General features: G+C 59.9%; 24 protein-coding genes and 1 pseudogene. 9 read left to right on the forward strand and 16 right to left on the reverse strand.

The window, feature by feature from the left end:
• The first annotated feature begins 204 nt into the window (after nucleotides 1-204).
• Together AC3WS4_RS09150 and AC3WS4_RS09155 are read left to right on the forward strand one after the other, a co-directional pair.
• Entirely contained in the window at nucleotides 205-882 is a 678-nt protein-coding gene (locus AC3WS4_RS09150; protein ID WP_294048008.1) for a TetR/AcrR family transcriptional regulator, read from the forward strand.
• 784 nt (nucleotides 883-1666) lie between these two features.
• The gene (locus tag AC3WS4_RS09155; protein WP_052208258.1) at nucleotides 1667-2041 is read left to right on the forward strand and encodes a hypothetical protein; all 375 of its coding nucleotides are present in this window, start codon (nucleotides 1667-1669) and stop codon (nucleotides 2039-2041) included.
• 406 nt (nucleotides 2042-2447) lie between these two features.
• Here the strand turns inward: AC3WS4_RS09155 and AC3WS4_RS09160 are convergent, their stop codons facing one another.
• The 5 genes from AC3WS4_RS09160 to AC3WS4_RS09180 are packed head-to-tail and all read right to left on the reverse strand — an operon-like array spanning nucleotide 2448 to nucleotide 7490.
• On the reverse strand, nucleotides 2448-3896 hold the full coding sequence (locus AC3WS4_RS09160; RefSeq protein ID WP_039575339.1) for an efflux transporter outer membrane subunit: 1449 nt from the start codon (nucleotides 3894-3896) through the stop codon (nucleotides 2448-2450).
• Nucleotides 3893-4810: an efflux RND transporter periplasmic adaptor subunit gene (locus AC3WS4_RS09165; protein ID WP_052208256.1), complete on the reverse strand. Its 918-nt coding sequence runs from the start codon at nucleotides 4808-4810 to the stop codon at nucleotides 3893-3895. Before AC3WS4_RS09165 ends, AC3WS4_RS09160 begins: the two co-directional genes overlap by 4 nt.
• A gap of 6 nt (nucleotides 4811-4816) precedes the next feature.
• On the reverse strand, nucleotides 4817-5044 hold the full coding sequence (locus AC3WS4_RS09170; protein ID WP_492742743.1) for a DUF1656 domain-containing protein: 228 nt from the start codon (nucleotides 5042-5044) through the stop codon (nucleotides 4817-4819).
• Nucleotides 5026-7011 (reverse strand): FUSC family protein, encoded by a 1986-nt coding sequence (locus AC3WS4_RS09175; RefSeq protein WP_039575335.1) that lies wholly within the window; start codon nucleotides 7009-7011, stop codon nucleotides 5026-5028. Before AC3WS4_RS09175 ends, AC3WS4_RS09170 begins: the two co-directional genes overlap by 19 nt.
• On the reverse strand, nucleotides 7008-7490 hold the full coding sequence (locus AC3WS4_RS09180; protein ID WP_052208254.1) for a MarR family winged helix-turn-helix transcriptional regulator: 483 nt from the start codon (nucleotides 7488-7490) through the stop codon (nucleotides 7008-7010). Before AC3WS4_RS09180 ends, AC3WS4_RS09175 begins: the two co-directional genes overlap by 4 nt.
• Before the next feature lie 799 nt (nucleotides 7491-8289).
• Between AC3WS4_RS09180 and AC3WS4_RS09185 the strand changes: the two genes are divergently transcribed.
• Nucleotides 8290-9138, forward strand: coding sequence for a universal stress protein (locus tag AC3WS4_RS09185; RefSeq protein ID WP_081997338.1), 849 nt, complete (start codon nucleotides 8290-8292; stop codon nucleotides 9136-9138).
• A gap of 78 nt (nucleotides 9139-9216) precedes the next feature.
• A complete protein-coding gene (locus AC3WS4_RS09190) occupies nucleotides 9217-10266 on the forward strand; it encodes an MlaA family lipoprotein (protein ID WP_081997337.1) in 1050 nt (349 codons plus the stop codon).
• A 322-nt stretch (nucleotides 10267-10588) separates the two neighbouring features.
• Here AC3WS4_RS09190 and AC3WS4_RS09195 read toward each other — a convergent pair.
• Nucleotides 10589-11655: pseudogene (locus AC3WS4_RS09195) on the reverse strand (ISAs1 family transposase).
• A gap of 111 nt (nucleotides 11656-11766) precedes the next feature.
• On the reverse strand, nucleotides 11767-11937 hold the full coding sequence (locus AC3WS4_RS09200) for a hypothetical protein (protein ID WP_156343998.1): 171 nt from the start codon (nucleotides 11935-11937) through the stop codon (nucleotides 11767-11769).
• Between the two features lie 216 nt (nucleotides 11938-12153).
• On the opposite strand from AC3WS4_RS09200, the gene AC3WS4_RS09205 reads away from it, so the two are divergent.
• From AC3WS4_RS09205 to AC3WS4_RS09225, 5 genes are all read left to right on the forward strand, one after another.
• Complete coding sequence (locus tag AC3WS4_RS09205; RefSeq protein WP_444559951.1) at nucleotides 12154-13371, forward strand: tyrosine-type recombinase/integrase; 1218 nt, start codon at nucleotides 12154-12156, stop codon at nucleotides 13369-13371.
• Nucleotides 13372-13443: 72 nt separating this feature from the next.
• Nucleotides 13444-13818 (forward strand): antitoxin Xre/MbcA/ParS toxin-binding domain-containing protein, encoded by a 375-nt coding sequence (locus AC3WS4_RS09210; protein ID WP_492739168.1) that lies wholly within the window; start codon nucleotides 13444-13446, stop codon nucleotides 13816-13818.
• Entirely contained in the window at nucleotides 13790-14530 is a 741-nt protein-coding gene (locus tag AC3WS4_RS09215; protein WP_492739167.1) for an RES family NAD+ phosphorylase, read from the forward strand. Before AC3WS4_RS09210 ends, AC3WS4_RS09215 begins: the two co-directional genes overlap by 29 nt.
• 356 nt (nucleotides 14531-14886) lie before the next feature.
• Complete coding sequence (locus AC3WS4_RS09220) at nucleotides 14887-16116, forward strand: NYN domain-containing protein (RefSeq protein WP_492742745.1); 1230 nt, start codon at nucleotides 14887-14889, stop codon at nucleotides 16114-16116.
• A gap of 43 nt (nucleotides 16117-16159) precedes the next feature.
• Nucleotides 16160-16324 (forward strand): hypothetical protein, encoded by a 165-nt coding sequence (locus AC3WS4_RS09225; RefSeq protein ID WP_492739165.1) that lies wholly within the window; start codon nucleotides 16160-16162, stop codon nucleotides 16322-16324.
• Nucleotides 16325-16375: 51 nt separating this feature from the next.
• Here AC3WS4_RS09225 and AC3WS4_RS09230 read toward each other — a convergent pair whose 3' ends face one another.
• The 9 genes from AC3WS4_RS09230 to AC3WS4_RS09270 all read right to left on the reverse strand — a co-directional run bounded on the left by AC3WS4_RS09230 (nucleotide 16376) and on the right by AC3WS4_RS09270 (nucleotide 26009).
• A complete protein-coding gene (locus AC3WS4_RS09230) occupies nucleotides 16376-16978 on the reverse strand; it encodes a thermonuclease family protein (protein WP_492742747.1) in 603 nt (200 codons plus the stop codon).
• Between the two features lie 220 nt (nucleotides 16979-17198).
• A complete protein-coding gene (locus AC3WS4_RS09235; RefSeq protein WP_492739163.1) occupies nucleotides 17199-18119 on the reverse strand; it encodes a hypothetical protein in 921 nt (306 codons plus the stop codon).
• Entirely contained in the window at nucleotides 18116-19342 is a 1227-nt protein-coding gene (locus AC3WS4_RS09240) for a hypothetical protein (RefSeq protein ID WP_492739162.1), read from the reverse strand. The genes AC3WS4_RS09235 and AC3WS4_RS09240 overlap by 4 nt, the downstream gene beginning before the upstream one ends.
• A gap of 1 nt (nucleotide 19343) precedes the next feature.
• Complete coding sequence (locus tag AC3WS4_RS09245; protein WP_492739161.1) at nucleotides 19344-20177, reverse strand: hypothetical protein; 834 nt, start codon at nucleotides 20175-20177, stop codon at nucleotides 19344-19346.
• A complete protein-coding gene (locus AC3WS4_RS09250) occupies nucleotides 20170-21609 on the reverse strand; it encodes a hypothetical protein (protein ID WP_492739160.1) in 1440 nt (479 codons plus the stop codon). Before AC3WS4_RS09250 ends, AC3WS4_RS09245 begins: the two co-directional genes overlap by 8 nt.
• Nucleotides 21610-21733: 124 nt before the next feature.
• Entirely contained in the window at nucleotides 21734-22039 is a 306-nt protein-coding gene (locus AC3WS4_RS09255) for a hypothetical protein (protein ID WP_492739159.1), read from the reverse strand.
• An 18-nt stretch (nucleotides 22040-22057) separates the two neighbouring features.
• Nucleotides 22058-22330, reverse strand: a complete 273-nt coding sequence (locus tag AC3WS4_RS09260) for a DUF3892 domain-containing protein (RefSeq protein WP_444559946.1) — start codon at nucleotides 22328-22330, stop codon at nucleotides 22058-22060.
• A gap of 40 nt (nucleotides 22331-22370) precedes the next feature.
• A complete protein-coding gene (locus AC3WS4_RS09265; RefSeq protein ID WP_054725023.1) occupies nucleotides 22371-22631 on the reverse strand; it encodes a hypothetical protein in 261 nt (86 codons plus the stop codon).
• 48 nt (nucleotides 22632-22679) lie between these two features.
• The gene (locus AC3WS4_RS09270; RefSeq protein ID WP_492742749.1) at nucleotides 22680-26009 is read right to left on the reverse strand and encodes a TM0106 family RecB-like putative nuclease; all 3330 of its coding nucleotides are present in this window, start codon (nucleotides 26007-26009) and stop codon (nucleotides 22680-22682) included.
• Nucleotides 26010-26042 lie beyond the last annotated feature (33 nt).

Genomic DNA, 26042 nt, shown 5'->3' on the forward strand with positions numbered 1-26042 from the left:
AACGTCGGCTCCCTATGAATCACCCATCAACCAAAATGGGAATCCCCAAAATCAAACTTCTGCCAAAGTAGTGCTAGTCCAATGACGGGAACGGAATCCTGTCGACCGCGCGATGAAGCCCATTTCAGCAAGCTGTTAGTGCTTCCCCCTCATCCATATGAAATGTAAGCCTGCGGGATAGACCCGGATGGAGCGGACCGGCATGTGTCGCGTCCAAAGATCGTCAAACAGAGGACGCAGGGAAAGGTTCGAATGAAACGTTCTTCAAGAAATTATGTCGAGGGAGAGTCGCCGCGCGAGAGAATAGTCGATGCTGCTCGCAGATTGTTCGGTTCGAAGGGCTTTTATGCGACGACAACGGCGGAATTGGCGGAAGAAGCATCGGTCAGCGTCGGCCAGATATATCGACTCTTTACCGACAAGGACGACGTCATCCTCGCAATAGTAGAAGAAAATGTGCGCGTTCGCCTAGCCGAGATGCACTCGATTTTCGACGCTGTGGAACGGCGCGAGCTTGCGATGTTCGAGGCGATCAAGGCAATCGCTGCCAGTTCGTTGCACAATGAGGATAGCAGCCTGTTCTATGAGATTTTGGCAGAGGCTTGCCGAAATCCGACAGTCGCGGAGCGGTTCGAGACGCAGACCGCCTTTTACCGCGATGGCATACGCCGCCTCGCTGCGCTTGCGCGGCCCGATGTGCCCGCGGCCGAGCTCGACTCCTATGGAGATGTCATGATGGCCTGCTTCATCGGCCTCGGCCATCGCACGGCGATGTCGCCACCCGTCGATGCCGAGGCGACAAGCCACAGCACTGCTTGCCTGATGATGCGCGCGCTCGGTCTAGCGGGACTGGAAAGCGGTCGCGTGCAAGCCCAGCCGTGACGACTCCGAAATGCGCGCAAGGCCGTAAGCGGGGGAGGACCCATCGTGACATCGGTGACGGTAAAGCTTTTAGACCGCAGCCCTGACTTGCGGCGAGTATAAGCGATGATGCCGCTGGATTCAGCTGAGCAGCGGCTATCATCGGGTGATTGAGCTGTGTCCGCTGGGATCTGCCCTTTAAAGACCGGAAGCGCGAGGCGTATGATCGCAGGCACAGACGCTGACCAGAATTGAATTTACTGCTTGACCAGAGAAACGGGGTTGCCTATTGAAAATTGGAATGAGCGCTCATTCCATAATGTGCTCCGGAGAGATAATGGGAACTAGCGCATTCATTTCCCCTGTTGAAGTCGGCGCGGTCGCTCGCGATCGTGGCGTTCTCCGCGGCATTGTTTTTCCCGTTCGGTTTGACGGGACCGTTTGCGCTATTTCTCCCTAACCTAGGCGCCGGGTCCCGCCACCTGCCAGCCGGTATTCCCTGAACCGGCTACCATTGTCCACTGGTCGAAGCCCTTCGGGTCGCGTCGCGCCGGCTGGCAGGACCAATGAAAGCATCGTCCGTCGAGGCGAGCGCCGCGAAAGGCTGGTATGATGACCTTGGAAACACCAACGAGTGGCGGTCGGCGACCCATCCTTCGTCTCCGGGGCTGGCAGGACGAGCCGAACGGGGAAAACGAGCGGACCTCGGAGAGCATAAGCGCGGGCCCCCCTCGGCTACGCCTGAAAAAAAGCAGATCAAACAACCGCAACCGAATTGTATGTTCGGAAGAATAAAAGGAAGCACATGGGCAACCTATCGTCTTCAATCGTGTGGATGCTCGGCGGAATGGCGCTCGCGTCTACCGTTCTCCTGTCAGCCTGCGATAGCGGCACGACAAGCGCGAGCAACACAACCAACGTCGCGAAACCGATCGCTCCCGCAAAGCTGCCACCGGCAATCGAGAAAAGTATGACCTATCGCTGCCAGGACAACGGCATAGTCTCGGTGGATTTCCTGAATGACGGTCTAACGGCCACGCTCCGAACAGATGGCAATCTTGCCCAACTCAAGGCGACTGAAACAGGCGGACCGTTCCAAGGCGGCGGAGTGACCATGACAGTAGACGCAAGCGGGATCACCCTGACCGGGCCTGGAAAGAAAATCAGACAGTGCAAATGACCAGACGCGCATGTAGAGGATGCGCGGGAGAGACGACAGTCGTGCCTATGGACTGCCCGCGATGACTGGTCCGGTTGCATAGTTAGTTGGAGATCGCCTCCGATGCCAGCCTTGGCGGGAGGCGGAGCGCAGCGGAGCCGAGCGGCCAGGCTGGCATTTTGATCGTTTCGGGTGCTGGTGGTCGATAGACCGATCTGACGGCAAGCCTCGACCGCGGTCGACCCTCGCCCCACAAGCACATCCGCCTCACGCAGCTTCGAGATGATCTGTTTCGGCGTAAAACGTTGACGTCCCATAACTTTCTCCAATTCTTTCGCCACAATCGGCTCTCTCTAGAATTGGACCAGTTTTTCCAAGGCAGACCAAACCATGCTGATATGGATATCATAGGGCCTGTCCCATTCTATCAGCTTCCCCCGTCTGGCCCGGCGGAAGGCGTTTCCCATCCACCGCCAAGAGCGAGAAAAAGGCGGACACGGTCTGCGGCGATCGTGGCATTGGAGACGGCCAGAGCGGCTTCGGCACTGGCAAGGCTTCGCTCGGCATCCAGCAGTTCAAGACTGGACGTCAACCCACCCCGCGTCATCCGTGACTGAAGAGCCGCAGCCTTGCGGCTTTCATCCAGCCCGACCTTAAGCTTCGCATTCTCTTCAAGATCGCGGGCATAAGTGCCAAGCGCGGTCTCTGCTTCGCGGAGCGCTGACAGCACGCTGCCGTCGAAGCGCGCGAGCGCGGCCCGCGCTGTCGCATCCGATTGTGCTATGCGCGCGCGCGCGACGTTGCGATTGGGAAAGCTCCAGGAGATCAACGGACCGACACTGAACCGGAATGCAGAGCTGTCGACGAGCCCTTCAACGCTTCGCGACGTCGTGCCAAGCGAGCCTCCAAGGCTGACGCTGGGATAGAGGTCGGCGGTTGCGATCCCGACCCGGGCGGTTGCAGCGGCGAGTGCGCGTTCCGCTTCGCGGATATCGGGCCTGCGACGGATGAGGGCGGCGCCGTCGCCGATGGGCAGCGATTGCCGGACTGCAGGGATGACAGCGCATTCATCGAGCTGTGCCGGATAATCTCCAGGCGCCCGGCCGAGCAGGACGGCGAGGCTGTAAAGAGCAGCCTTACGGCTGCTTTCAAGCGGGGGCACGGCGGCTTCCAGTTGTGCAAGGAGGGCCCGGGACCGGGTTGCGTCGAGCGGTGTGTAGAGGCCTGCACGCATCCCGCGCTCGGTAAGCGCCAGGCTCTGTCGTTGAAGATCGACCGAGCGGGTCGCGACCGCAATCCGCGCGCCGGCAGCACACGCATCGCTGTATGCGCCGACGACATTTGCGGCCACGGTGATCCGCGCCAGATCATAAGCCGCCGACTGTGCGTCGGCGTCAGCCTGGGCGGCCTCGATGGTCCGCCTGATGCGGCCGACTACGTTGAGCTCGTAAGAGATGCCGATTCCGGCATCGAGCGTGGCATGCATGCCGGCCGGTGAGCCAATGCCGAGATTGGAGGTTTCGCCTACCGAAGCACCCCCGTCCAGCGAGGTCTCCACACCCGCTCGCGCCCGCGCCTCGTTCACCACGGCGCGCATCCGCTCAAGGTTGGCGGCGGCGACCCGAAGATCGGTATTGACCTTGAGCGCCTCCTCGACCAGCTCATCAAGCTGCGGATCGGCATAGAGTTGCCACCAGTGCGCCGGCAGGGGGGCGGGCGAATAGGCTGGGGAGCGCCCTTCCTTGAGGCCGGTGGGTGTCTCTCCGACATGAGCGGGAAGGGCGGGCGCTCTGTATTCGGGTCCGACCGCTGTACAGCCGGCAACGAGGCTGGCCGATACAAGCACGGTCAGCGCGTGAAACCGGATCGCTCTCACGACCGGCTGCCCCCTCCGATCGACAGGGCATCCTCCGCGCCCTCGACCGTCACGGTGACCGTGCGCCCGGCGATAAGATCGATCCCTGTCGGAACCTTGTCGATCGCAATGCGAACGGGGACACGCTGGGCGAGGCGGACCCAACTGAAGGTGGGGTTGACATTGGCGAGAAGGCTCCCCGCAGCGGTGGTCCGCTCGCGGTCGTCGATACCGGCGGAGCGGCCCTCGACATGCCCCGAGAGGGGCTGGTCCTCGCCCATCACGCGAATCGTGACAGGTGCGCCCGGATGGATGTGGGAGAGCTTGGTCTCCTCGAAATAGCCCGCGACATAATAGCTGTCGGAGTCGACCAGCGCCATCACCGGCTGGCCGGCGGTTGCATAAGCGCCAGGGCGCAGCGAGAAATTGGTGACGATACCGTTGACGGGCGCGCAGACGGCAGATCGTTCAAGATTGATACGCGCGAGGTCGCGGTCGGCGAGCGCCTGCGTATAACGCGCGCGCGCTTCTTCGGCCTGCGAACGTCGTTCGTCGCGCTGCTGGCCTGACACGATATCCCCGAGCTGCCGATAGCGTCTGTTCTCCCGCTCGGCCGCATCGAGCGTCGCACGCGTCACCGCGACGGCCGCCTCCGCCTGGGCCAGGGCATTGCGAAGACGCACACGATCGATGGTGAAGAGCAACTCGCCTTTGCGGACCACCTGATTGTCCCTGACATGCACCTCCTCAACCCGGCCGGACACATCGGCCGCCAGCGGCACTACGTCGGCGCGTATCTTTCCGTCCCGGGTCTGCGGCGCATAGGTATAGTAGGTGTAGAGATGCCAGAGCACGAGCGCGGCAAGGGCGGCGGCGAGGATGGTCAGTACCGGCTTGAGAAGGCGGAGTAGCGTGGCGCGGTTTAATGCTATCATCGATTTTCAACTATGGGTGAGCCCACGCAGCGCGAGGAAGGCCGCGCCGGTGAGGATGAGGAAGAGGGCGGTATCGAAGAGCGGACGCTGCCATATGGCCCGATAGAAACCGACGGTCTCAAGGAGGCGAGACAGCAGGATCCGGAGCACGAAAGCGACGGCCATGCAGAACAGCAACGGCGAGAAGAACACGCCGGCGAGGTTGATCTCGCCGATCACGACGCGGGGATCCATGCCGGTGCGCGCTCGAACAGCGCAATGCGCAGCCCGGCAAGCGAACGGATCGCCCGGGTCACCGGACTGCTTTTCTGGCTGTCTCGCCTGGGCCACAGCTGGTTGAGCGCCTCGTCGACCAGGGCAAGCAGTCGGGGTGATGGCTGCGCTGCATCGAACTCCCTGCGAAACTGCTCGAGCACCCGCACGGTTGCATCCCGCGCCGCGGGATCAAGCATGGTCCCGATGATCCGCAGGTCGGCAATATTAACGCCGACGCGCAAGCGCGCGAGCAAGGCAGCGCTGCGTTCCACCTGGCCGCTTGCGGCAAGCCGCATGGTCATCCCGGCAATGCGATCGAGAGCCCGCTGGATATAAAGGTCGCGCGCGCGCCGGGTTGCCGAATGGCTGAGTCGGGCAATCTCCAGTGCTTCCCGGCACAGGAAACGATGGACCTGATGCGAGACGCCCCATTGGCGGAACAGGCTCGCGCCCAGGAAGGCGACATACATGCCGATCAGGCTTGCGAAACCGACCTCAAGGAAGAAGGCAAAATCGTACGGCATATAGTGACCTTGCAGGTTGATGTTGCTGAGTCCGAAGGCAAGGACGAGAACGCCCATTGGGTTTGCCGCCGCCCACATGCCGATCGGAAGCATGAACAGGCCCATGACGATCAGGAATGTCGGAAAATCGTTGGCCAGGGGAAGCAGTCCATAGGCGAGAATGGCGGCAAGGAAGAGTGAAAGGACCGCAAAGCGGCCGAACGCGGCTATGGCCTTGCCCGGTTCATCGCCCCCTCCGAAGAAGGCCACCGCGACGGTTCCCATCAGCACCGCATTAGGCCCCTGGTGCCATCCGGTGGCCAGCCACAGGCCGCAGAGCAGAATATAGGCTACGAAAATGCCGGCGGCTGAGCGCGCTGCATGATCGACATCGGACGCCAGGGGGAATGCTGCCGTCCGCCGAACCTGGCCCGCAAGCTCCCGATCGAGCACGGCCCTGCCCTCAAGCGCCCTGTCGATTCGGCAGATCTCGCTCCAGAGCGTTAAGAGATCCATGAGCATGTCGGCGAGGTCATCATGGACCAGCTGCTGCCAGGGTCGTTCACGTCCGACCTCGAGCGGAAGGCTGCGCACGTCATCGGCCGGGCGCGCGGAAGGCATTGCTCCGGTTCGGAAAGTATCGCGCGCCTCGGCAAGATATGGTGCAAGCGCGGCGCGGTCCGCCTGAGTCAGTCCCGCTATGCGAGCGGCGATCGCGGAAAGGAGCGGCACCATGCTCAGCAAACGCTGTTGAATGGCGAGGACGTGGCGCAGTTCGCCGCGGTCGACGGTCGGATCGTAGCGCAACCAGGCCACCATCTGCGACAGGGCGGTGACGTCCGAAAGAATCTTCAAACGGTCATGTTCTTCCTGTGCACCCGTTTCGCGGCCATCTAGTACATCATTCGCCCAGCGTTCCATGTCGGGCAGCCAGCGGCGCAGGTTTGAGCGCATCAAGCCGCCAAGTGATCGAGGAGCAATGACGCTGTCGACAAATGTGGTCGCGAGCACGCCGAGACTGATCTCGGTAACGCGTGCGACAACGGTGTCGAACATCGTCTCGGGATGGTCCACGCCGGCAACGGCGACCAGCATCAGTGTCACCGCGAAGAGCTGGAACCCATAAGCCCGCGGGGTCCGATCGAGGAATGATACGCCAAAGGCGATCGTCGCAACGATACCCGACGAGATGATCAGTAGGAGCGGGACGCTGGCGAAAATGGCCACCATGCCGAGTGTCACGATGCCGGCGCCCAGGGTGCCGGCGACGCGATAGACCGCCTTGGAGCGGATCGCGCCTGTGGCCGGGTTCATCAGCACGCAGCAGGTGACAAGCGCCCAATAGGGCTGCGGGAGCCCGATCCGGACCGCTACCGCGAAGGCCAGCATCGCCGCGATGAACAGCTTGACCGAGAACAGTATCTGATCGGACGTGACTTTCACCGGTTGACGCGCTCCGCCTGCAGGAACGCGCCGATCCGTCCCTCGAACAGTCGCAGGACGCGCGTCGCGGTCTCTATGTCCTCGACCGGCAGATCGCCGAGAAGCGCCTCGCGCAGATCTGCGACAGCCGCTTCCATCTTTTCAGCAAGACACTGCCCCTTGGGAAGAATGTGAACGGTATTAACGCGCCGATCCTCGGCCGACGCACGTCGCTCAAGCAGGCCTGCCGCTTCCGCCTGGTCGAGAATCCGCACCATTGCGCCGGGATTAACGCCCACTTCCTCGGCGAGGACATTTTGCCTGATTCCCGCGTCGCCGCTGCGCGAAGCCAGGATGACGGCGGCGGTAAGCGAACTGGGCAGGCCGAACTCCGCAAGGACCGTCATGACCGCCTGCACCCAGGAGCGCCTGATCGGCTGCAGAGTGTCGGTGAGTGCGAACAGCGCGGTCGCAGCGGGGCTACCAGAGGTTACTGACATGGCGCGAGCATTAGCACTCTCGGCGATTTATTCAATCAGCAATAGTTGCTTTAGCAAACGCATTTGGCCTGCCCATTAACTCAGGCCGCCGGGTACGACCGTCGCGATCCGCCGACGCGCCTCCGCGGTCATGGCGCCCTGCGCCAACACAACCTCCGCTTCACGCAATGGTAGCCGGATGCTGCACGCACCGCTTCAGAAGGAGGGTACCAGGAACGGCTGCATATCACTTCACATCGTCGAGTATTGCGTGCCGACGGCTGACTGAAATGAGAGATGGGGCGATGGGCTGTCTTGACTGCCTTTCCTGGCAGGTTTACTCGTTCGATGTTGGAGTGAGGGCTCATTCCAACGAGAAATGAGGGAGGGTGTGAAGTGGAAGGAGCCTTCGGCCAGCTTCCGAATGCGTCGCGTGCTCAGGATGAATCTGCTCGCCGATTGTTCTTGCAGCCATTGTCCTTGGCAGGCGAAGGTTCCTGTGAGGCCTACCTCCTGTCTGCTAGCCCGTCAGTCGATGGCCCCGCAGGCGGGCTAGCCGACCGCGGGATTTCACTCTCCCTGTTGGAGCGTCGCGCGATTTGGATCGGCATGCATGATGCGGCTGCCGGTTATGGACCTCTGCCCTCTGGATCAACCTGGATCAGGCGACTTATCGGCGTTTTTGCCGATGGACCGCGCAAGCAAACCTTCAACCTCTCTCAAATCCCCGTCTTGAAGCCTTTCGGTGTCTTGGTCTGCAGTTCGGCCAGGACGCCGCTGATCTGATAGAGGACAACCGTAAACTGGAGGATCGTAACCCTTGTTGCCTATCTGGAGAGATATCGCCGTTTTCCTCGACGCCACGCCTGAGGGCGAGCACATAGGTCGCCGTGCGGCTGCGATCGCGCAACGTCATAATGCGCATCTGGTGGGCGTCTATGGCGTGTCCCACGAAAACGCGCATCCCACCGAAACCTATGCAAGGGGCACTGCGGCGATTCGAGACGTGCTGACGCGGCAACGGCTTGCCGACGAACAGAAAATTATTGCCGCCGCCCGCCATTTTGGAGAGCTGGCCCGCGAATATGGCATCGGCTCCGAATTCCGGATCGTGTGGCGCGATGACCTGCGCGACGAAAGCATGTTGCGGGCGCTGCACTGCGATCTCATCGTCGCGGCGCATCCCAAACCGGCAGACCTCCCGTCAGGCTGGTCGGCCGAGCGACTGTTGCTGGCCACCGGAATTCCCGTGCTGATGATCCCTGCGGGATGGGGCGGTGAGACGATCGGCGAAAATGTGCTGATCGCATGGAATCGCAGCCGAGAAGCGCGGCGGGCGGTGAACGACGCAATTCCGTTCATCAATTCCGCGTCCAACGTGACGATACTCACCATCGACAGCGGCCGGAACCCCGAACGTTTTGGAACAGAGCCTGGTGCCAATCTCCTTGAACATTTGTCCAGACACGGCGCACGTGTCGAGATCGCCAACATCACGTCCGAGGGCGCACCGGTGGCGGATGTGATCCTCGACCAGGCGGCGGAACGCGACGCAAACCTGCTCGTGATCGGGGCTTACAGCCACCCGCGCACCACCGAGATACTCTTCGGCGGTGTCACTCGATCGCTGCTGTCGAGCGCGCGGGTTCCGCTACTGATTTCCCGCTGACCAGGGCGTATCCAGCCTAAAGACGTTGGCAGAAGATTGGACGCCAAAGATGTTCGATATATCGGAGATAACCGCAAAATGAGCGTCGTAACCAGTGCTGCCGCTTTCCTTCTGATCGGAACGCAGCCCGAAGAAATAGGCGTTGTTCACCAGAATGAGCCATTGGTCCGGACAGCTCAAGCTCAGGCAGCTTCTGCCGAACCATGTCCGATGATTGTGGATTCACAGGGCGAAGTGCAGCCCCCTATCATGATCGGCGAAAGGCCGGTGGAAGCGGGACAATCGATCGATGTGCCGGCGGAGCCTGGAAATACCTCTGAAGCATCGCCGGACGAGATTATCGTAATCGCGCGGGGCGAAGCGCCGCCGGGCGACCCACTCCAGAATGTGAATATTGAGGCCTTCCAGGTGGCTCAGTCGGTCGACAAGGCGCTCGTTGGGCCGATCGCCAAGGGATATGAGGGGGGCGTTCCGAAGCCGATCCGTGATGGTCTTGGCAACGCCTTGCGCAATCTCAGTGAGCCGATAAATTTTGTGAACTTCCTGCTCCAGTTCAAGATAGGAAAGGCTTTGGAAACGGTCGGCCGCTTCGCGATCAACTCGACGATCGGCGCCGCGGGTGTTTTCGACGTCGCCAAAAAGGCGCCCATCAATCTGCCCTATCGATCCAACGGCTTCGCAAACACGCTTGGCTTCTATGGGGTGGAGCCCGGGCCCTATTTCTTCCTTCCGCTGGTGGGGCCCACGACATTGCGCGATATGGTCGGCGATGGCATCGACCTGCTCGTCTTGCCCGTTTCCGTTGGCAAGCCTTTCAACCAGACCGCCTATGCTGTCCCGACGACCGTCATCAACAGGCTGAACGATCGTGTCGCGCGGGACGCGGAAATCGAGCGTTTGCAAGAGGAAAGCGCTGATCCCTATGTGGAGACGCGCAGCTTGTATCTTGAGATGCGGCAGCGGGAAATTGACGTGTTGCGCGGCAAGGGTCGCGATCGGGCAGGCCAGCCCGAAATCGTCATTCCCGACACGCTTGTCGCACCTCAGGCTTCCGATCCATCAGCCGACACAGCGTCAGATTGTGCAAAAACCTTGAGCAGAGGCACGACCCTTCCGATCGAAGACTGAGCAAATTCGCGGCCAGCGACAATGCTCGGATGCTGCGGTCTTCGAGACGGAGAATTGTCGATCAGCGTCAGAGTGATGCCACGCTTCACGAAAGCATAGGCGTTGATTGTTATGCCTATACTGGCGCGTGTCGGGGTCCCGGGCGGCGCCTATCGGGACCCCGGTCAAAACCACCTTTTTACGATAATTCAAAATGATAGATCGTGAAAGAGGAGGGGCGCGCTCCAACACTGATCCACACTTGAAAAGCTGCGACTGCGATCGCGAGCGAATTGGCAACCAAAGATCGGCTTCCGATATCGTCCAGCCCAGGGGAATCGCTTCAGATTAACGGTTGTCGTTGAGTGACGAGTGTTTCGAGGTAATCCGGGTCGAGATTGGCACGTTTTCTGCGGACTTTGAGGCTGTGTTTGTCGTTTGGATTTCGCACCAGGTTCATGGCGATGTGTTTGACGACAGCCATATTCTGGGGTCCTGATCCGGTTCGCAGTCTTGTGAGGTCGTCGTGGAAGACGACGTCGAGCACCCAGTGGAGCCGGTTTTCGATGCCCCAATGGGCGCGGACTGCGGCGGCGAAGGCTTGGGCATCGAGTTTGACAGAAGAGAGGTAATAGCGCCGTTCCGAGCTTTTGCGGCCCTCCCGTTCGACGTGGTTTTCGACCATGGCGATCATCGCGAGATGGGGAAAATGGGGTTCATCAGGATAGCGACGATCGGAAAACAGCCATTGAGTGTTGTGACAGACGCTGTGGCGGCGTTCTTCGATGCGGCCATGATCGGCGTCGGTTGTCGTGTGCGCCGACAGGGTCATATCGGTGGGCGGATCGGCAAAGAACGCCACGACATCGGCAAACAGCGCCGGACGGTTGCCCTTCAGCGCGAGCAAATAATCTCCGCCGCGCGCCACGATGGTCTCGGCAATCGCGGCCTGTGTTCCGATCGCATCGATGGTGACGAGCGCACCGGTCAGTTCCAGCCGTTCGAGCAGCAACGGGATCGCGGTGATCTCGTTGGATTTTGCGTCTACCGCTTCCTGACCCAGCACCAGCCGCTGGCGCGACGCCCAGGCTGAAACCATGTGCAGCGGCGCGCGGCCTTTGCTCCTCGCGTGACTACGCCGCGACGTCTTGCCGTCAATCGCGATGATATCGGGTGCCTCGTCGCGCAGCGCCTCGACCCAGGTCGCAAAGCAGGTTTTGAACAGCTCGGGATCAAGCCCGTTAATGACATCATTAAGGGTGTCATGGGCTGGTATCCCGTGCGCAAACGGCAGAAAACGGTCAGAAAATCGAGCCGGTGCTGTCCCCACAGCCTGATCTCGACAAAATCTTCCATCCCCGAAAGCGTCGCGCAAAGCACTAAAAGCAAGACCTCGCGAAGCGGATACAGAACCCGCCACTGCTCCCGGTGATCACGAAGCGCAGAAAAATGATCGAGTATCGAACGCGACGATGGCAATCCAGACATCAATGGCTCCCAGGATATGGAGCATCGTCTGAATCATAACACTTCAATCAACACCAGTCCGTTCATCTGAAGCGATTGCCCTGTCGTCCAGCCCTTGCCAAATTGTGTGATGGTTTCTATGATGGTTTCAGCGGTATCTCGTTGTTGATTGCATCGGATTTCCGCCGCTTTGATGCCCAGTTCAGTTCCTCTTCTGGGCACCATTTTCCCCTCTCATGACGCCCCAGAACCATCGACAAAACGGCAGAAATCTGCCATTTTCTCCTTGGTCTTGTCTTTTGGTGTCCGAGGATATTTCACTCGATCTCACTCGAAATGGGGCCACCGGAATAGGCGATGGCCCCACGGCCATTTTCTGGTGGCCCCATCGCTCGCTTGAGATGTCGCACCGGCTGAGACCTTCTTGCAGGAGTTGAGTCGATGTCCCTTACCGATGTTATGATCCGTTCGTTGAAGCCGGAGGGCCGACCTTACAAGCGCGCGGACGCTGGAGGTCTCTATCTGGAAGTGCGCCCGACTGGCGCAAAGCTCTGGCGTTTCAAGTATCGGCATCTCGGAAAAGATAACCGCATCGCGCTCGGGGCCTATCCGGAAGTGCGCTTGGCCGAGGCGAGGCAATTGCGCGACGATGCTCGGCGTAAGCTGCGCGAGGGCGTGGACCCTCTTGCCGAGCGCAAGCGTCAGAAGCTGATCGCGCAGTTCAATGCCGGAAACACGTTCGGTGACATCGCCAAGGAGTATATCGACAAGTCGGTCGCTGAGGGGAGGGCCGATGCGACGACGGTGAAGGCGAACTGGCTCCTCGACCAGCTCAAGCCCATCGCGAATATGCCTGTCGCCGATCTCAAGCCTGTTGAGGTTCTGGCTGTGCTCAAGAGGATCGAGGCGCGCGGCAAATATGAAACGGCGCGTCGCGCCCGCTCCTTCGCCAGCAGGGTCTTCCGCTATGCGGTAGCAACCGGAAGAGGAGAGAGCGACCCTACTGCTGTGTTGCGGGGAGCGCTGATCGCTCCGCGTGTGACGCACCACGCCGCGCTCCTGGAGCCGGAGGCGGTCGGGGCGTTGCTGCGGTCTATCGATGCATATACCGGAAACGCGATTACGCGGCTCGGGTGTCAAATCGCGCCTCATGTGATGGCCCGGCCCGGAGAACTGCGTAAAGCCCTGTGGTCGGAGATCGATCTCGACAATGCGGTATGGAATATCCCTGCGGAGCGCATGAAGATGCGTCGGCCTCATGCCGTACCGTTGTCGCGTCAGGTCGTGAGCTATTTGAGGGAGCTTCACGCGCTTACCGGACCCGAAGGGTTTGTCTTTCCTGCCTTTCACACGTTTCGCCGGCCAATGAGCGAGAACACGCTCAATCAGGCGTTTCGCCGCATGGGATACTCCACCGGGGAGGTTACGGCTCACGGCCTGCGAACCACCGCCTCCTCGCTCCTGAATGAAAGTGGCAAATGGCATCCCGATGCGATCGAGCGCTCACTGGCGCATGCGGACGCCAACGCCGTTCGCGGGACTTACAATCGAGGGCGCTATTGGGATGAACGGGTAGCGATGCATCAATGGTGGAGCGATTATCTGGACGCTTTACGCGCATCTGACGAAGCCCAGATCTCGGCCCTAACCGCAAAATGAAGTGCCTCCACTTGCAATATCAGATGCTTGTTCTTATGAATGGGAATGTAGATTTTCATTCTGGAGAATGTCATGGCGACGCGGCTGGCCTCGCAGGCGGATCAGGGACGAGTTCTCTCAGAAGCGGTCGCGCGTGTGGCTACGTGCTGGAAACTGACGAACGAGCAGTTGGGCTCGGTGGTCGGTATTTCCGCAGCAACGGCCTCGCGGCTTCGTTCCGGCAGTTATCAACTTCAGCGAGCCGAGAAGGCATTCGAACTGGGGCAGTACCTCGTGCGCCTTTTTCGCAGCCTCGATGCGCTCATGGGAAGCGACGATGCGGCGTCGACGTCCTGGTTGAAGTCAGAAAACGTAGATCTTGGTGGCAGACCGATCGATCTGATCCGCACGATCCGCGGTCTGAACGATGTGGCCGACTATGTCGATGATTACCGCGCCCGCGTTTGAGCGAACGCCGAAGCCGGAGCATTTTCGCTCCTACAGCGGAAAGCTTTGGCGGATTGTCGAGGCGCAACATCGGATTTCCACCAACCGTCTGGCTGCTGGCGCCGACGACCAAGCGTTGCTCGAACAACTCGTCGAAGAAGTGAAACCGACCTTGCCGGTGACGGCGAGACATCTTCACTATCTGCTCGCGACGCCGTTTCGCTACGGTCACAAGAGTAGCTCGAGATTTCGCCGCGCCGGTGAGAAGCCCGGCATTTTCTATGCCGCAGAGGTAATTGGCGTTGCGATCGCCGAGACAGCCTATTGGCGGCTGCGCTTCTACTCCCGGTCGCCTGGATTCCAGCCGCCGAGCACGACCGTGGAGCATTCGGCAATCAGTGTCTCGGTTTCGATGGATCGTTTGCTCGACCTTTGCGCCGGACCATTTGTTGCGGGCGCGTCGCTGTGGATGGCGCGGGACGACTATTCCGCTTGCCAGCAATTTGCGACCGAAGCGCGAGAGATTGACGCGCAGGCTATTCGCTATGCGTCCGTTCGAGACCCTCAGCATCGCGCGAACATGGCCCTGCTTGACCCATCGGTCTTTCATGACCCAGCGCCCCGCAATGCCCAAACTTGGCACATTCGCTATGAGCAAGGCGAGTTGATCGCTCTTCGCGCTTTTCCCTCGGAAGAGCGGTTTAGGTTTCGTCCTTCGGACTTTGGGCTCTGAGGGAGGAGACGAGGACCGGCTCGAAGAACTCATCGAAGAGGTCGCCAAACCAGCTTTCAAAGACCCTAACCTCAGCGACGGACACTGGAACGGGATCTGTCCAGTCGCTTGTGATGGCCCACGAAGAGAGATCGCACTTCGGTGGTCTTCCCATAACGTCAGTTGCCTCCTCTATGGCCGCGCCATCTGCGCCCGCCTCGAGCCTTGGGCTTGAGCCGAACATGGCAGCGTATTAGATTGGCTATGCATCGAGTCGGCCCCGAATTTGTAGCTATTTTCTATGACTTCATTGGCCCCCCGAAGCAGGCAATCTCGCGAACTGGTCGCGCGATACCTTTTAGAAGTTGGAGCAAATGATGGTGGCGAAATCCGCTATTTTTGTAGATTTTGACAATGTATTTTCGACACTTTGGGGACTGGATCGCGGCGCGGCCCTGCGATTTGCGTCGCAACCAGCCGATTGGCTTCAAATCCTAGCCAATACGCACCTCACTAGCGAATCCCGCAGATGGCTCGTTGCCCGCTGCTATCTCAATCCGGCCGGCTACGTCCCCTCGCCTGGAGAGAATAGCGATCGCCTCTATTTTTCTCGGTTTAGACCGAGTCTCGTGCGAGCGGGTTTTGAGGTGGTGGATTGCCCGGCGGTGTCCCGCGGTGGGAAGAATGCTGCAGACATCCGGATGGTCGTCGACGCCCTGGACCTTCTCGATCATCGAACGCGTTTTGACGAATTCGTTTTGGCTTCGGGCGATTCCGACTTCACTCCGTTGCTCCAACGCTTGCGAGCAGAGGATAGGCGGATTGCGATCATCTCACCGGGCTATTTGTCATCGGCATATACCTCGATTGCCGATCGTGTGATTGATTTCGATGCGATTACGGAGTTGGTCAGTGCAGATGCGAACGCAGTTTCAAATGCGAGCGAGCCGCGCGCGGTCGATAGCATCGACGATTTGCAAGACAGCCGCCTGATTTTCGGAAGCTTGATCCGTGAGCGATATGACGAAGCGACAGCGCCTTTAAATTTGGCCGCGCTGGCGTTTGAAGCAGCTCGGAAATGGCCGGATGCCAAACAGTCCAATTGGTTTGGTGCTGGAAGCTTCTCCGCTGCGGTTTCGGCATTGGAGTTGCCGAACATGCGTTTCTCGCAACATCATATTTGGGATAGCGAAAGACATCAGCCGCCCGAAGCAGAGGGGTCAGACCATGGCGCGGACGTCCCTCCTCCTGTCGTCATGCTATCGCGCGAACTTGATCTGCCACGCATCGAGAAGTCCGATTGGCCGGCCGTCTTCGCCATTCTGTCTCGATATGCAAAGACCCACGAGTTCAATTTGACAGAGGCAACCCGCTGGTGCCGCGATACGCTTGCCGAAGAAGGCGTTCAGATCGGGCGGAGTTCGATCGGATATATTATGAGGGGAGCGCAGTTTGGCGGTGCACGGCTCGACGACGAGGTCGCTCCCGAACCCAACGAAATCGGCCGCGCCTTCCTCAGTGCAGTGCTGGATCGCGCTTCCTCACTCGGCATAGCGTTGGAACAGGACGCCGAAGTCCTTGTAGGTCAATGGTTGGGCATTGAGTGAACGACACGACGAAAAGATTCTCAGATTTGGAAGGAGAGGCGACGTGGGTTTGATCTCATCAATTTTTCGATCCCTTGTTCGCGGAACAGTGGTCGTGCACCGACGCGCATCGAAGATCGACAAAATCAATGTATGGAAGGCGAGCAAGAAATTGCGCGGCGACTGGATCCCGCACGACGAATGGATCAAGGGCAAACGACGACGCTAAATCATGCTCGCCTGATGATGGTCGGCGCGAGAGCCGGGTTTCCCCTGAAGTTTAGCACCATGGGCGACGCCTACCGTCATATTGACGCGCCAGCCCTTCTTCGACGAGCGTATTGCCGACCGATCGTCCGTTGACATAAATGATGCGAAGTTTTCGTCCGTAGCGATCCTCGTCTCTGTCAATTGGACGGAGCTCGATAGCGCCGCTCTCAAGGAGTTGGTGAAGTCGCTTGGTGGCGCGATCGCCCAACTCCTTCTCGGCCGGGCAGTTGAAGTTATGGGTTTCAGGGGTATCGATGTCGGCGATCCGAATCTTGGTGCCATGCAGCCAGATCGTGTCCCCGTCGACGATGCAGTTCTCGCCGCCGCCAGTGTGACAGAATGAGAACGCTACGCGTTCTCCGCTTGTCTCAATTGCAGCTGGCTCAGGCGCAGGATCGTTTGCCCGATGGATTTGCACGGCTGCCGAATTCGCAAGAGGCAGGGGTTGCTCCGGTTCCCGGGCGAACCAGCCGGAAAAATAGGCCTGTGCGATGCCGACCGTCAGGACAAATGTCGCCAGAAACAAAAGGGCTCCAGCGCGCCGAACAGGTCGCGGTCGCTTCGTATATGTGGATGCTTGCCGGCGCACCCGGCTATAACGATTGCGGCGCATCGCAAGCTCTCGCGGTACCTATGGACGGTTGGTCAACCTCGCGGAAGGGCAGTCTCATGCTACGCTCACGAGGGACGAAAGCTGAACAACGACCACCATCTTTGCACGCTGGGTGGTTCGGACACGGCGGGGGCCTCGACCGTGTTCTTGCGCAACTTCCTGTCGACAGCTTGCTTTGCTGCCAGCCGCAATTGCGCCAGTGCCTGATCTAGCGGGTCCATTATTTTGCGCGCGCCATGGGTAACGCCTCGCTTGTCGTCCGACGTAGCCGGATATCAATTCGACGCCGACGTTGGTCACTGGCTGTCGCCGTTCCGTCCGCCATGCGATCGACCGGGACGATCATCTGGGCGCCGGACAGTGGAAGAATGGCCGCGCCTTTCAGGCGAGGATCCGCTCTCAATATTCCGACGACAGCAACGGCCCGGGCCATCGCCAGACCGGCGTTGTCGGTCGATTGAAGGCCCCGAATGGGAAATCGATTGGTTGAAGCGCTGACCAGTTTTGCGTCGAGATTGCTCGATCCGACCATGGGAACTTCATCGGTGTGGCCGATTACCTCGATCACGTTTACGTCGTAATCTACAAGATTGCGGGCTAGCATCGGAATGACTTCGTTCTTTAGGTTCTGCTCAAACTCTGGCCTCAAGGTCGCTTTGCCGCTGTCGAAGAAATAGCCTTTGGCCTCGCTAAGGCTGACAAAAGGCGGCCATTCCCCCTTCTTCGATCGATTGGCATCGGCAGCCAGGTTCTTCGCATATGCTGCGGGATCGTTCACGCCCTCCCGTTCGGCGGCGCGGCGAATTTCTCGGCCGACGGCCGCATCTGCCAATAGCGATGACCGCGCGGCTTCCGGTCCGGCCTGCTCAACCGTCTTGCGGACCTCGATCGCGCGAACGAGTTCCTTGAAATATTCATCCTGATTTTTAGCGTCCGGATAGGCCTGCTGAATGGCCTCGACGAGCCGAGATGCGCCTCCGTTGTCCAACGCCGCAATTTTCTGATCCCGCTTCTGCAGTGATGCCGCAAGCGCCATCAGCAACACGAAAATCAGCAGGATCATTACCTCGGCGATCGTCAGGCCGAGGATCAAACCGCGGCGATAGATCTTCTCCTGACGAACGTCAGCAATCTCGCTCATGTCGCCGGTGTATCCTGAAGCTGCCGCGTGATGTCCTTCGCGACATCGACCAAGGTTCCGTTCAGTTTGCTTACATAGTCCCGCGAGCGGGCGAGTTCGATTTCGAGGTCGTCATTGTGACGGCTAACGGCTGAGACCTGCTTTGAATGCGACTCTTCCAGACCCTGCAACAAGTCGCGATGCTTGTCGGCAATCAGGTCCACGACTTCGGTCCAGCGTTTGGTGATCTCTCGCATCGACGCTTCGGCAGTTTCCGCGTTCTGAACCGGCACCTCTCTCAGTTCTTCAACCCTACGCGAAACGACCTCCTCAAATTGCCGAGCAGCCGCCTCGATTGCTCCGGCCGAGGAAGCGAAGCGCTCGCTGTTGCTGATCAGTTCCGACTGATCCGCCTTCAGGCTGCTCGCAGTGTCCCCAATTTGAGACAACAGGGTTTGCGTGCTTGCCATCGCCTTTTCGAATGCTTCGAGGTGGGTGAGTTGTGCTCGAGACTTTGCCTCAATCTCGCTTAATGCGTCCGCGTGGCTCTCAAGAGTCGAAACCAGCCGTCCCACCCCGGTCGTAACCTTCTTGGTGGCGGCAGCGCTCTCATTCGCTTGGCTCTGCACCGCTTCGATGGCTTCGTCTGCAGCCCCTTTGATGGCAATTCGTGATGCCTGTCCGGCCGCTTCAAGGTCAGTCACCACCTGGTCGCGGAGTTCTTGCAAATGCTGCTGCGTATGATGGGTAAAATTGGAAAATGCCTGAACCACACCCGTCATTTGCGCGCGAACTTGATTGGCTGCGTCGGTTAACGCAACGCGGGCTGTTTCTTCAGCGTCAACCAAGTCAACACGAGACTGGCTGAAAAAGACACGGAGGACGAGTCCCAGAACCGTTGTGGCGAGCGCGACACCAAAGCCTTGCACGATCGTCGTCGCGGTGTTCGCTGGATCGAAGGTGAAGATCGCGAAGGCAAGACTGGCAAGCGTGAAAATGAGGCCGAGATAGTAGCAGTTGTCGCCGGCTTGATCGGCACGGAGTTTTGTCGCTCCGGTCCCTGCGATGGCTGCATAGCCAATCATCACAAGAGCGGCCCCGGTGGCCACGATAATGGTGTCGACGGATACATACTTTAGCGCCCAAATGGCTGCCGAGCCGACGGTGGCGAAAACAAGAAATGCCCATCTGTCGATGACATCGCGTTCCGACAGCTTGTCGAAGAAAAGCTTCATATTCTCCATGTCAGCCACTCACGTTATAAATGCGGGATATGAGACCGCCTTGGTCTTGGATCGCCCGCTCCCAAAGCTCGGAGAGGGCGCGCGGCTGGGTTGTCCCAGCGTCAGCGCGCTCCAACTGCCAAAGTTCGATTGTAACCCCTCTCAAGTCGGTCCTTACGCGCCGGAAAGCGTCGGAACGGACGAGTTTGTCACCGTCCGGAAGGCTGCCGTAGAAGCTGATCGCGGAAGTATTCTGAAGCAGATCAGACGCGACAATGAGGCGCTTGGGTAGTTCTTCCTGTCCCGGCTTTTGAAGTTCGGTAAGGGCGACCGATTGCATCGATTCCATAATGGGCGACTGATCGGCCCCGCTCGCTGAGTCGACGGAGCGGAATGCTTCGTCGAGCGGCCGCTCGAAGCCCTCGGTCCACTGTCGCTGAAGCTTCGCAGGATTGCCGCGAAACTGATCGGTGTCGGCTGAGGTGCCTGGGTTGCAGCGCAAGATGACCGGCTTGAGAAGGTTTGATCCGGTGGCGTCGACGCGCACAACAGAAAGCTGACCATATCTCGGAATGGAATTTCGCAGTCGGACGAGTTGGTTCTGAAAATCTTGTCGCTGCGCAAGATTCATCGGGTCGGTAACGTCGACCAAAAGCACGGTGATGCTCGATGGCTTCTCGGGGCACAGCGTAGTTTCATCGAGATGCCGATTGCTGCGAGACACGACAGCGTAGGTAATGCCGAACCCTGCCACCACCAGAAGTGCTATGGCCAGCTTTACGTAGCCTTGCATCCTTTGCCGCGCGATTCGGGCATCTTCGCGCGAACGACGGCTCTTCTTCGCAGGCCTAGCCATTCAGCAATCTCGCCTTCAATGCTTCCAGCGTCTCGAAGCCATTCACCCCTTCCTGATACGCTGCCGACAGCTTTTCGCTGGCTGCAGCCAATGACGCATCGGCAGCTTCAATGTCCGCCTCTTTGACCTGCAACTTTGGGGCGGGCGGGATCGGTGGCTCCGGCAGGCTGTAGGGTTCGTCAAAATGTGATGGTGCGGGTGACGATCGAGCGGCGCGATTTGCCTCGCGATATACGGTCAGCAACTGGTTCGCCGCACTCTCCAGTTCACGCGAAAACTGAGAATATCGTCGGGCGAAATTGCTCCGTCCCGCAATGGCGCGATCACGATTCTCAAGCTGACCAGCAAGTTCTGATCGAGCTTCCGAGGCCGTTTCGATCGCGTCTTTCCAAATCTCGGTGAGGTCCGCTGTCACATCCTCTACCTCGCCGGAATAATCCGCGCAGCGGCTTTGATGCTCGCGGGTGACTTCTCCATATCCGGGATAAGGATCGTCCATCCGGAAGGCTGAGTGAGCGGCAATGATTGAAAAAAGCACGCCCGCGATCAGAAGACCCCAGGAATAGAGGCTGTCCGGCGCGGTCCCGAACAAATCCAGCGCGGCGACTTCCGGCTTGGCGACACCGGCGACTTTGGCGTCGCGGTAATGAGCCGCCAGCAAATTCCAGACCAGCACAAAGAGGCCCCATAGCGCTGTCAGGGCAATGCCTAGCGTGCGCGAGCCGGATGCTTTCAGGCTAATTAGCGGCCATATCTTTCGGCCTACAAATGCCGCAACACCGATATTCAGTCCGCCGACGGTCGCGGCCGCCACGGTGCCGCCCACAAGGCCGAGGTCGTCATTCTGGCCGAGCAAGAAGGCGTTGGCGACGGTTTCGCCGACCCATGTCAGGATTATCGCGCCCGTCGTCGCCATAAATGGTTTGCTGAGTTGCGCGGGACGGCGCAGCCCGTGCTCGGACTGAAAAGCGCGCAGCTGGGCATAACTTTGACTGACGTTATCGCGCGCGGTTGTGAGGCGCAGATTGGCCTGTACGACTGCAGCCTGCATTTCGTTGACGGCCTGCGTCGATGCAAGCGAGATAGCCGGAATCTGGGTGAGCAGACCAAAACCGGCGATGCGCGAGTCATAGGCTTCGAATTGAACTGCGGACTCTTGGTCGGCCTGGCGAGCCACGGCGGACACGCGATCCAGAATTTCACGTTCTACCCCATCAAGCATGTGGGCGTCTGATGCAGGAAGTTCGCGTTTCCCTTGCTCTTCGGCTCTTGCCGCAAGCCGCATTTCGCGGGCTGCCGAAGAGGCATCTAGGTGCAGAAAGGGGTTAGAAATCTGCATCGTCAACGGAGCAGATCGCGAGAAGAACTGTTTTAGTGATGTTAAGGCCCCCATTGAGATGAAATGCCGACTAGGCACATCGGGCGCAAGCATGATTGTGCCTCCTAAATATCCAGATTGGGAACAAATCCTGTGCGGAGGCTCATGTGCTCGATCCAAGTGCACGCCTTTCCAGCGCTTCTTGCCGGTCGATAGGCACGTTCGAACAACGATCGGCTCAGTGCAGCGCTTCGGGGGGCGGGAAATCCTCAAAGCCCGCGTACATCACGTAGCCGACGTAGTTCACATAGCGGACATAGCCGATGCGCCGACCGTAGGGCCTGAACCGTGCCCCGCGCCAACTGCGCTTGCTCCGATGCGTTATGAGCCTGTCACCGTTCATCAGTTCGCCGAGATAGCGACCGTCCGGACCGTAAATTTCATCGCCGTCGAAACGTGCGACATGATGACCGTCGAACGTCCAGAGATCGTCGCCATCCCGGTAGCCGAAGCTCGTACCGCCCCAAGTCCAAAGCCAGTCCATTCGTCTATGCTCCCTGATCTAGCTGCGGGGGCACTCAGGAAGGGCGAGGAGATTGTCGTTCCACTTCCCGTCCGCATAGGTACGAAGATATTTGCCGTTCGCTCCATTCACGACGCCGATATCGCCGCGGTTGTTTCCGACAAGCGTGTAGAAGGTGTTGGTCTTCGCCTCGATCGAATCGATGACCTGTTGGCGCGTCCAGTGCCAGGTCGCTCCGCCGAGATGGGTGATCCCTTCATAAGGATCGTTGCGCGGCTGCTTGTTGATGCACGTCACTTGCACGTCTGCCATGAGCTTTTCCTTTCCAAATCTGCTTAGGTGGCGTTGGGCCTCAGGCGGCCCGCTTGTGAAATATCGGCGCCTGCACGCGCTCGGCGGTCTCGAAGAAGAGCACTTCGTCCTGCGAGAGGCGGAGAAGCTGCTTCGCACCTAGCGCGAAATATTCGCCGGCCCGGACCAGCCAGAGCTGGCGGTCGGTCGGAAGATTGGCCTTCGCGAGAAGCGAAGCCGTGTCGATCACCTCGGCGTCGATTGCCAGCAACTGCCCGTCGACGTCGACGATGTGGCGAAGTCCGATATCCCAGTAGGCCATGAGCGAATCTCCTTTCGTTCGATGAAAGCAGATTCGCATCTCAGCATGTCAGAAGCTGTCACCCCCATGCTCGCGAAGCAAACAAAGTGCATTTACGAGCATCATTTCTTCGACGGTTCGGCAGGGTGTTTCGAAGAGGAGGGGACTTGCGAACACGACCGCCGACGTCTGCGCGCGAGATACGGCGACATTGATCCTGTTCAGCGAGAAGAGGAAGTCGATGTCGCGCGGCAGTTCTTCGCCGCTCGATGTCGTCATGGAGACGAGGCACACGGGTGCTTCCTGCCCCTGGAAGCGGTCGACCGTGCCGACACGGACAGCCGCAGGCAGCGAGGCCCGCAGCGCGTTCACTTGGGCATTATAGGGCGCGACGACCAGAATATCGGTATGACCGATGAGGCGCTCGCTGCCATCGCGCGCGCGATAGGTTGCGCCGGTCACAGCCTCGATCTGCGCGTTGATAGCGTCGATCTCTTCGTGGCTGACCTGCGAGCGCCCGAAATGCTCGATCGCGCGGACGCCCGCGCCGACGAGCGATCGCCCGTCGGTAGCGAGCAGTGATTGACTGCTGGCGGCATCGTCCGAGTGCAGCTTGCCTTCATAGACGGCGACCGAGATATAGTCGCAGACCGCGGGATGCATTCGGCGGCTTACCGGCATGAAGATGCCGCGCTCGGCGGGGACGACCCGGTGTCCGTCGATCAGATATTCGAGGCAGGAATCGCCGCTCCGTCCGGGGTGCGTACCTTGAAGCGGCTGCGGCAGCTGCATCGGATCGCCGACGAGGACGAGATTGCGGGCCGCGCGCGACATGGCGATGATGTTGGCAAGCGAGACCTGTCCCGCTTCGTCGACGAAGAGATAGTCATAGGCCGGTGCGTCATATCTGGCGAAATGCCATGCCGTAGCGCCGACGACATCGGCGGCCCCGATTTCAGGCGCGTCATTCTCGCTCACAAGGACGATGCCTGGATGGGCATTCTCATCGTCATCGTCGGCAGCCTTCTGAACCACACTGCATCGGACCCCTTCAGTCGCGCTCCGGTCCGCGACCGCTTCAAGGAGATTGGTGATCGCCTTGTGGCTGTTCGACGAAACAGCAACGCGCTTGCTCGCACGGACGAGGTCGATGATCGATAGCGCGCTGACATAGGTTTTGCCGGTGCCGGGTGGTCCCTGGATCGCTAGAGTCGTTTGATCCATGTCGGCAATTGCGGCGCTGGTCTGCGTCGGCAGATCGCCTTCGGCGTCGATGATGCCCTCCGGCCGCGCGCCGTCGCGGAACGTCGGCGCCGCACGCATGAGCAATTGTTCTATCGCCTTGGCTGCGCCGGGATTGTCGATGATGGCGTCGGTCACTGCTGCAACCGCAGCGCGAAGCGTTGCGTTGCCGATCGGCTTTGCCGGAATGAGATCGAGCCGCTCGGGCAGCTTGCCTTTAGTCGTCGAGCGGCGCAGCACGAGCAGATTATTCTCGTGGTCGATCTCGCGCAGATCGACATCCTCGGGCATCGCGGCGGGTTTGACGCAAGGCTTGCGGCCCGCCCTCAATTTGGTCTCCTGCGGCGGGAAGCGATAGGTTCGCTCGAACGACCTTGCCGTTACTTTGACGGGATCGCCGACCGCCTCGAGGCCCTGGACGCATTCAAGATCATCGACGAGTTCCTCGCTCTCCTGCGCGAGCCGGTCGAAGATCGCCCACCATGCGGGCTTGTCTTCGCGCTTGTGGAAGAAGTTGAGGTCGAGCAGCAGATCGGCGATGTCCTCGCCGAGCCGGTCACGAACCGGAAGGAGCCGCTCGCGCAGCGCCGCCATCTCTTCATCCTCTGCCTCGACATTCGCGAGCGGACCCGCGTCGGGCACCTCGCCGAGTTTCGGCCAAGGAAGGCCTGCCGGGCGAACGTCGCGGATCAGCCAGTCGCGAAGCAGCTGCGTCGAGATGCAGTCGGTGCGGTTATAGTCGTAGATCTTGTCGAGCAGATCGCCGTCCTGCGTTTCCCGCCAGCGCTCGTAGAAGACGACACTCGCGCCCGCGGTTGCGACATCGGCCTCGCGCTTCGCCATATAAAAGGCTTCGAGATCCTTGATCGAATAGCCATTCTCGGAAGCGATCAGCGATCCCGACACGACGCGGAACAGGTCGACGAACCGCCGTTCACGCTGGAGCTGGTCCATGGCGGCCTCGCCGACACGATGCTCCGCGGTCAGGCGGCGAAGCGCCGCAATCTCATAATTTGCATAGTGATAGATGTGCGCCTTCGGGTGGCGCTGTAGATGCGCCGTGAAGAATTGCAGCAGCTCAGCAACCGCTTCGCCCTCGGCGGCACGGTCATGCGCCCAGAAGGCACGGAAGCTCCATTCGCCCGCATCGCGAAACCAGATGCCGTGGAGATATTCGAGGCCGCCCTCATAATAGGGATCGCCCTCGATATCGTAGAAGAGGTCGCCATCGTCGGCTTCGGGCAGCAGCCCGAAACCCTTGCCGGACTCATAGTCGCGAAGCGCAAATCCCGGCGGACCGCCGGCGCGGCGCGCGGCCTGGAGCTGGGCCTGCGTCTGAAGCCGCCGCTGGGTCTCGGGAGCGAGCTTCGGAATGCGCTGGTCATGGACTGCGAGGCCGCCGAGCGTTTCGATGCCTGCGGCCTCGACTTTCCAACGCTGCGATCTTGTCATGCCGGCGACTAGGGCAAGGCTGTCGGCCCTGTCCCATTCGTCGCGGCAATGTTCCTTCCAGCGACAGAGGCCGCAGCTTGAAACAGGCTCGGCCCGCGTTTCCGGCCGATCGGTCAGGAAGGTTTCGAACACCGCTCGTGCATGGCGTGCGTAGGATGCCACATCGGCCAGCCGCACGGTGAAACGCGAACCGTCGCCGAGTTGGAGATGCGCGGATTCGGGCCGGACGCCCTGAAGGTCGGCGATCAGGTCGGAATAGAGCGAGAGCTGGAGAATATGTTTGGGGTCGGGTTTACGTTTCAGCTTGGTATCGACAACCTCATAGGACCAGCTACCAAGATCGGAGGGGCGTTCCACCCGTTCGAGAAAGTCGGAATAGCCGCCCCATGCGCCGCCGAGCAGCGCGCCCTGAAAGATGATGTCCGGGCCGGCCGCCATCGCTTCGCGGGTGAGCCGGACCGACTCTTCCAGCGTGATCCCGTCTTTGGGAATTTCGACGATCTTTTTGCCTTGCGCCTTGAGGTCGTCGAGGAAGGCGAGTTCGTGGGCGTCGCCCTGCTTCTGAAGAAGTTCGGCTTCTTCGCCATCCTCGCACGGCGCGATGTCGCGGGCCTCGATCAGCCGCAGATCGAGCGTCGTTGCGTGCCTGCACCCCTTGAAGCGCATGAGGTCCGAGGCGGAAAGCCTCAGGGCGTCGTCGATCATCCGCATACAAAATCCCCTTTATTCCGCTATGGC

The organism is Sphingopyxis sp. EU05-FHT14B03, assembly GCF_058790875.1.

Coding starts and splice junctions, on each gene's coding strand:
- AC3WS4_RS09155 (WP_052208258.1), top strand. CDS start 1,667: ATGGGCAACCTATCGTCTTCAATCGTGTGGATGCTCGGCGGAATGGCG.
- AC3WS4_RS09165 (WP_052208256.1), bottom strand. CDS start 4,810: ATGATAGCATTAAACCGCGCCACGCTACTCCGCCTTCTCAAGCCGGTA.
- AC3WS4_RS09170 (WP_492742743.1), bottom strand. CDS start 5,044: ATGGATCCCCGCGTCGTGATCGGCGAGATCAACCTCGCCGGCGTGTTC.
- AC3WS4_RS09180 (WP_052208254.1), bottom strand. CDS start 7,490: ATGTCAGTAACCTCTGGTAGCCCCGCTGCGACCGCGCTGTTCGCACTC.
- AC3WS4_RS09190 (WP_081997337.1), top strand. CDS start 9,217: ATGAGCGTCGTAACCAGTGCTGCCGCTTTCCTTCTGATCGGAACGCAG.
- AC3WS4_RS09200 (WP_156343998.1), bottom strand. CDS start 11,937: ATGGTGCCCAGAAGAGGAACTGAACTGGGCATCAAAGCGGCGGAAATC.
- AC3WS4_RS09205 (WP_444559951.1), top strand. CDS start 12,154: ATGTCCCTTACCGATGTTATGATCCGTTCGTTGAAGCCGGAGGGCCGA.
- AC3WS4_RS09210 (WP_492739168.1), top strand. CDS start 13,444: ATGGCGACGCGGCTGGCCTCGCAGGCGGATCAGGGACGAGTTCTCTCA.
- AC3WS4_RS09215 (WP_492739167.1), top strand. CDS start 13,790: ATGTCGATGATTACCGCGCCCGCGTTTGAGCGAACGCCGAAGCCGGAG.
- AC3WS4_RS09220 (WP_492742745.1), top strand. CDS start 14,887: ATGGTGGCGAAATCCGCTATTTTTGTAGATTTTGACAATGTATTTTCG.
- AC3WS4_RS09230 (WP_492742747.1), bottom strand. CDS start 16,978: ATGCGCCGCAATCGTTATAGCCGGGTGCGCCGGCAAGCATCCACATAT.
- AC3WS4_RS09235 (WP_492739163.1), bottom strand. CDS start 18,119: ATGAGCGAGATTGCTGACGTTCGTCAGGAGAAGATCTATCGCCGCGGT.
- AC3WS4_RS09240 (WP_492739162.1), bottom strand. CDS start 19,342: ATGGAGAATATGAAGCTTTTCTTCGACAAGCTGTCGGAACGCGATGTC.
- AC3WS4_RS09245 (WP_492739161.1), bottom strand. CDS start 20,177: ATGGCTAGGCCTGCGAAGAAGAGCCGTCGTTCGCGCGAAGATGCCCGA.
- AC3WS4_RS09250 (WP_492739160.1), bottom strand. CDS start 21,609: ATGCTTGCGCCCGATGTGCCTAGTCGGCATTTCATCTCAATGGGGGCC.
- AC3WS4_RS09255 (WP_492739159.1), bottom strand. CDS start 22,039: ATGGACTGGCTTTGGACTTGGGGCGGTACGAGCTTCGGCTACCGGGAT.
- AC3WS4_RS09260 (WP_444559946.1), bottom strand. CDS start 22,330: ATGGCAGACGTGCAAGTGACGTGCATCAACAAGCAGCCGCGCAACGAT.
- AC3WS4_RS09265 (WP_054725023.1), bottom strand. CDS start 22,631: ATGGCCTACTGGGATATCGGACTTCGCCACATCGTCGACGTCGACGGG.
- AC3WS4_RS09270 (WP_492742749.1), bottom strand. CDS start 26,009: ATGATCGACGACGCCCTGAGGCTTTCCGCCTCGGACCTCATGCGCTTC.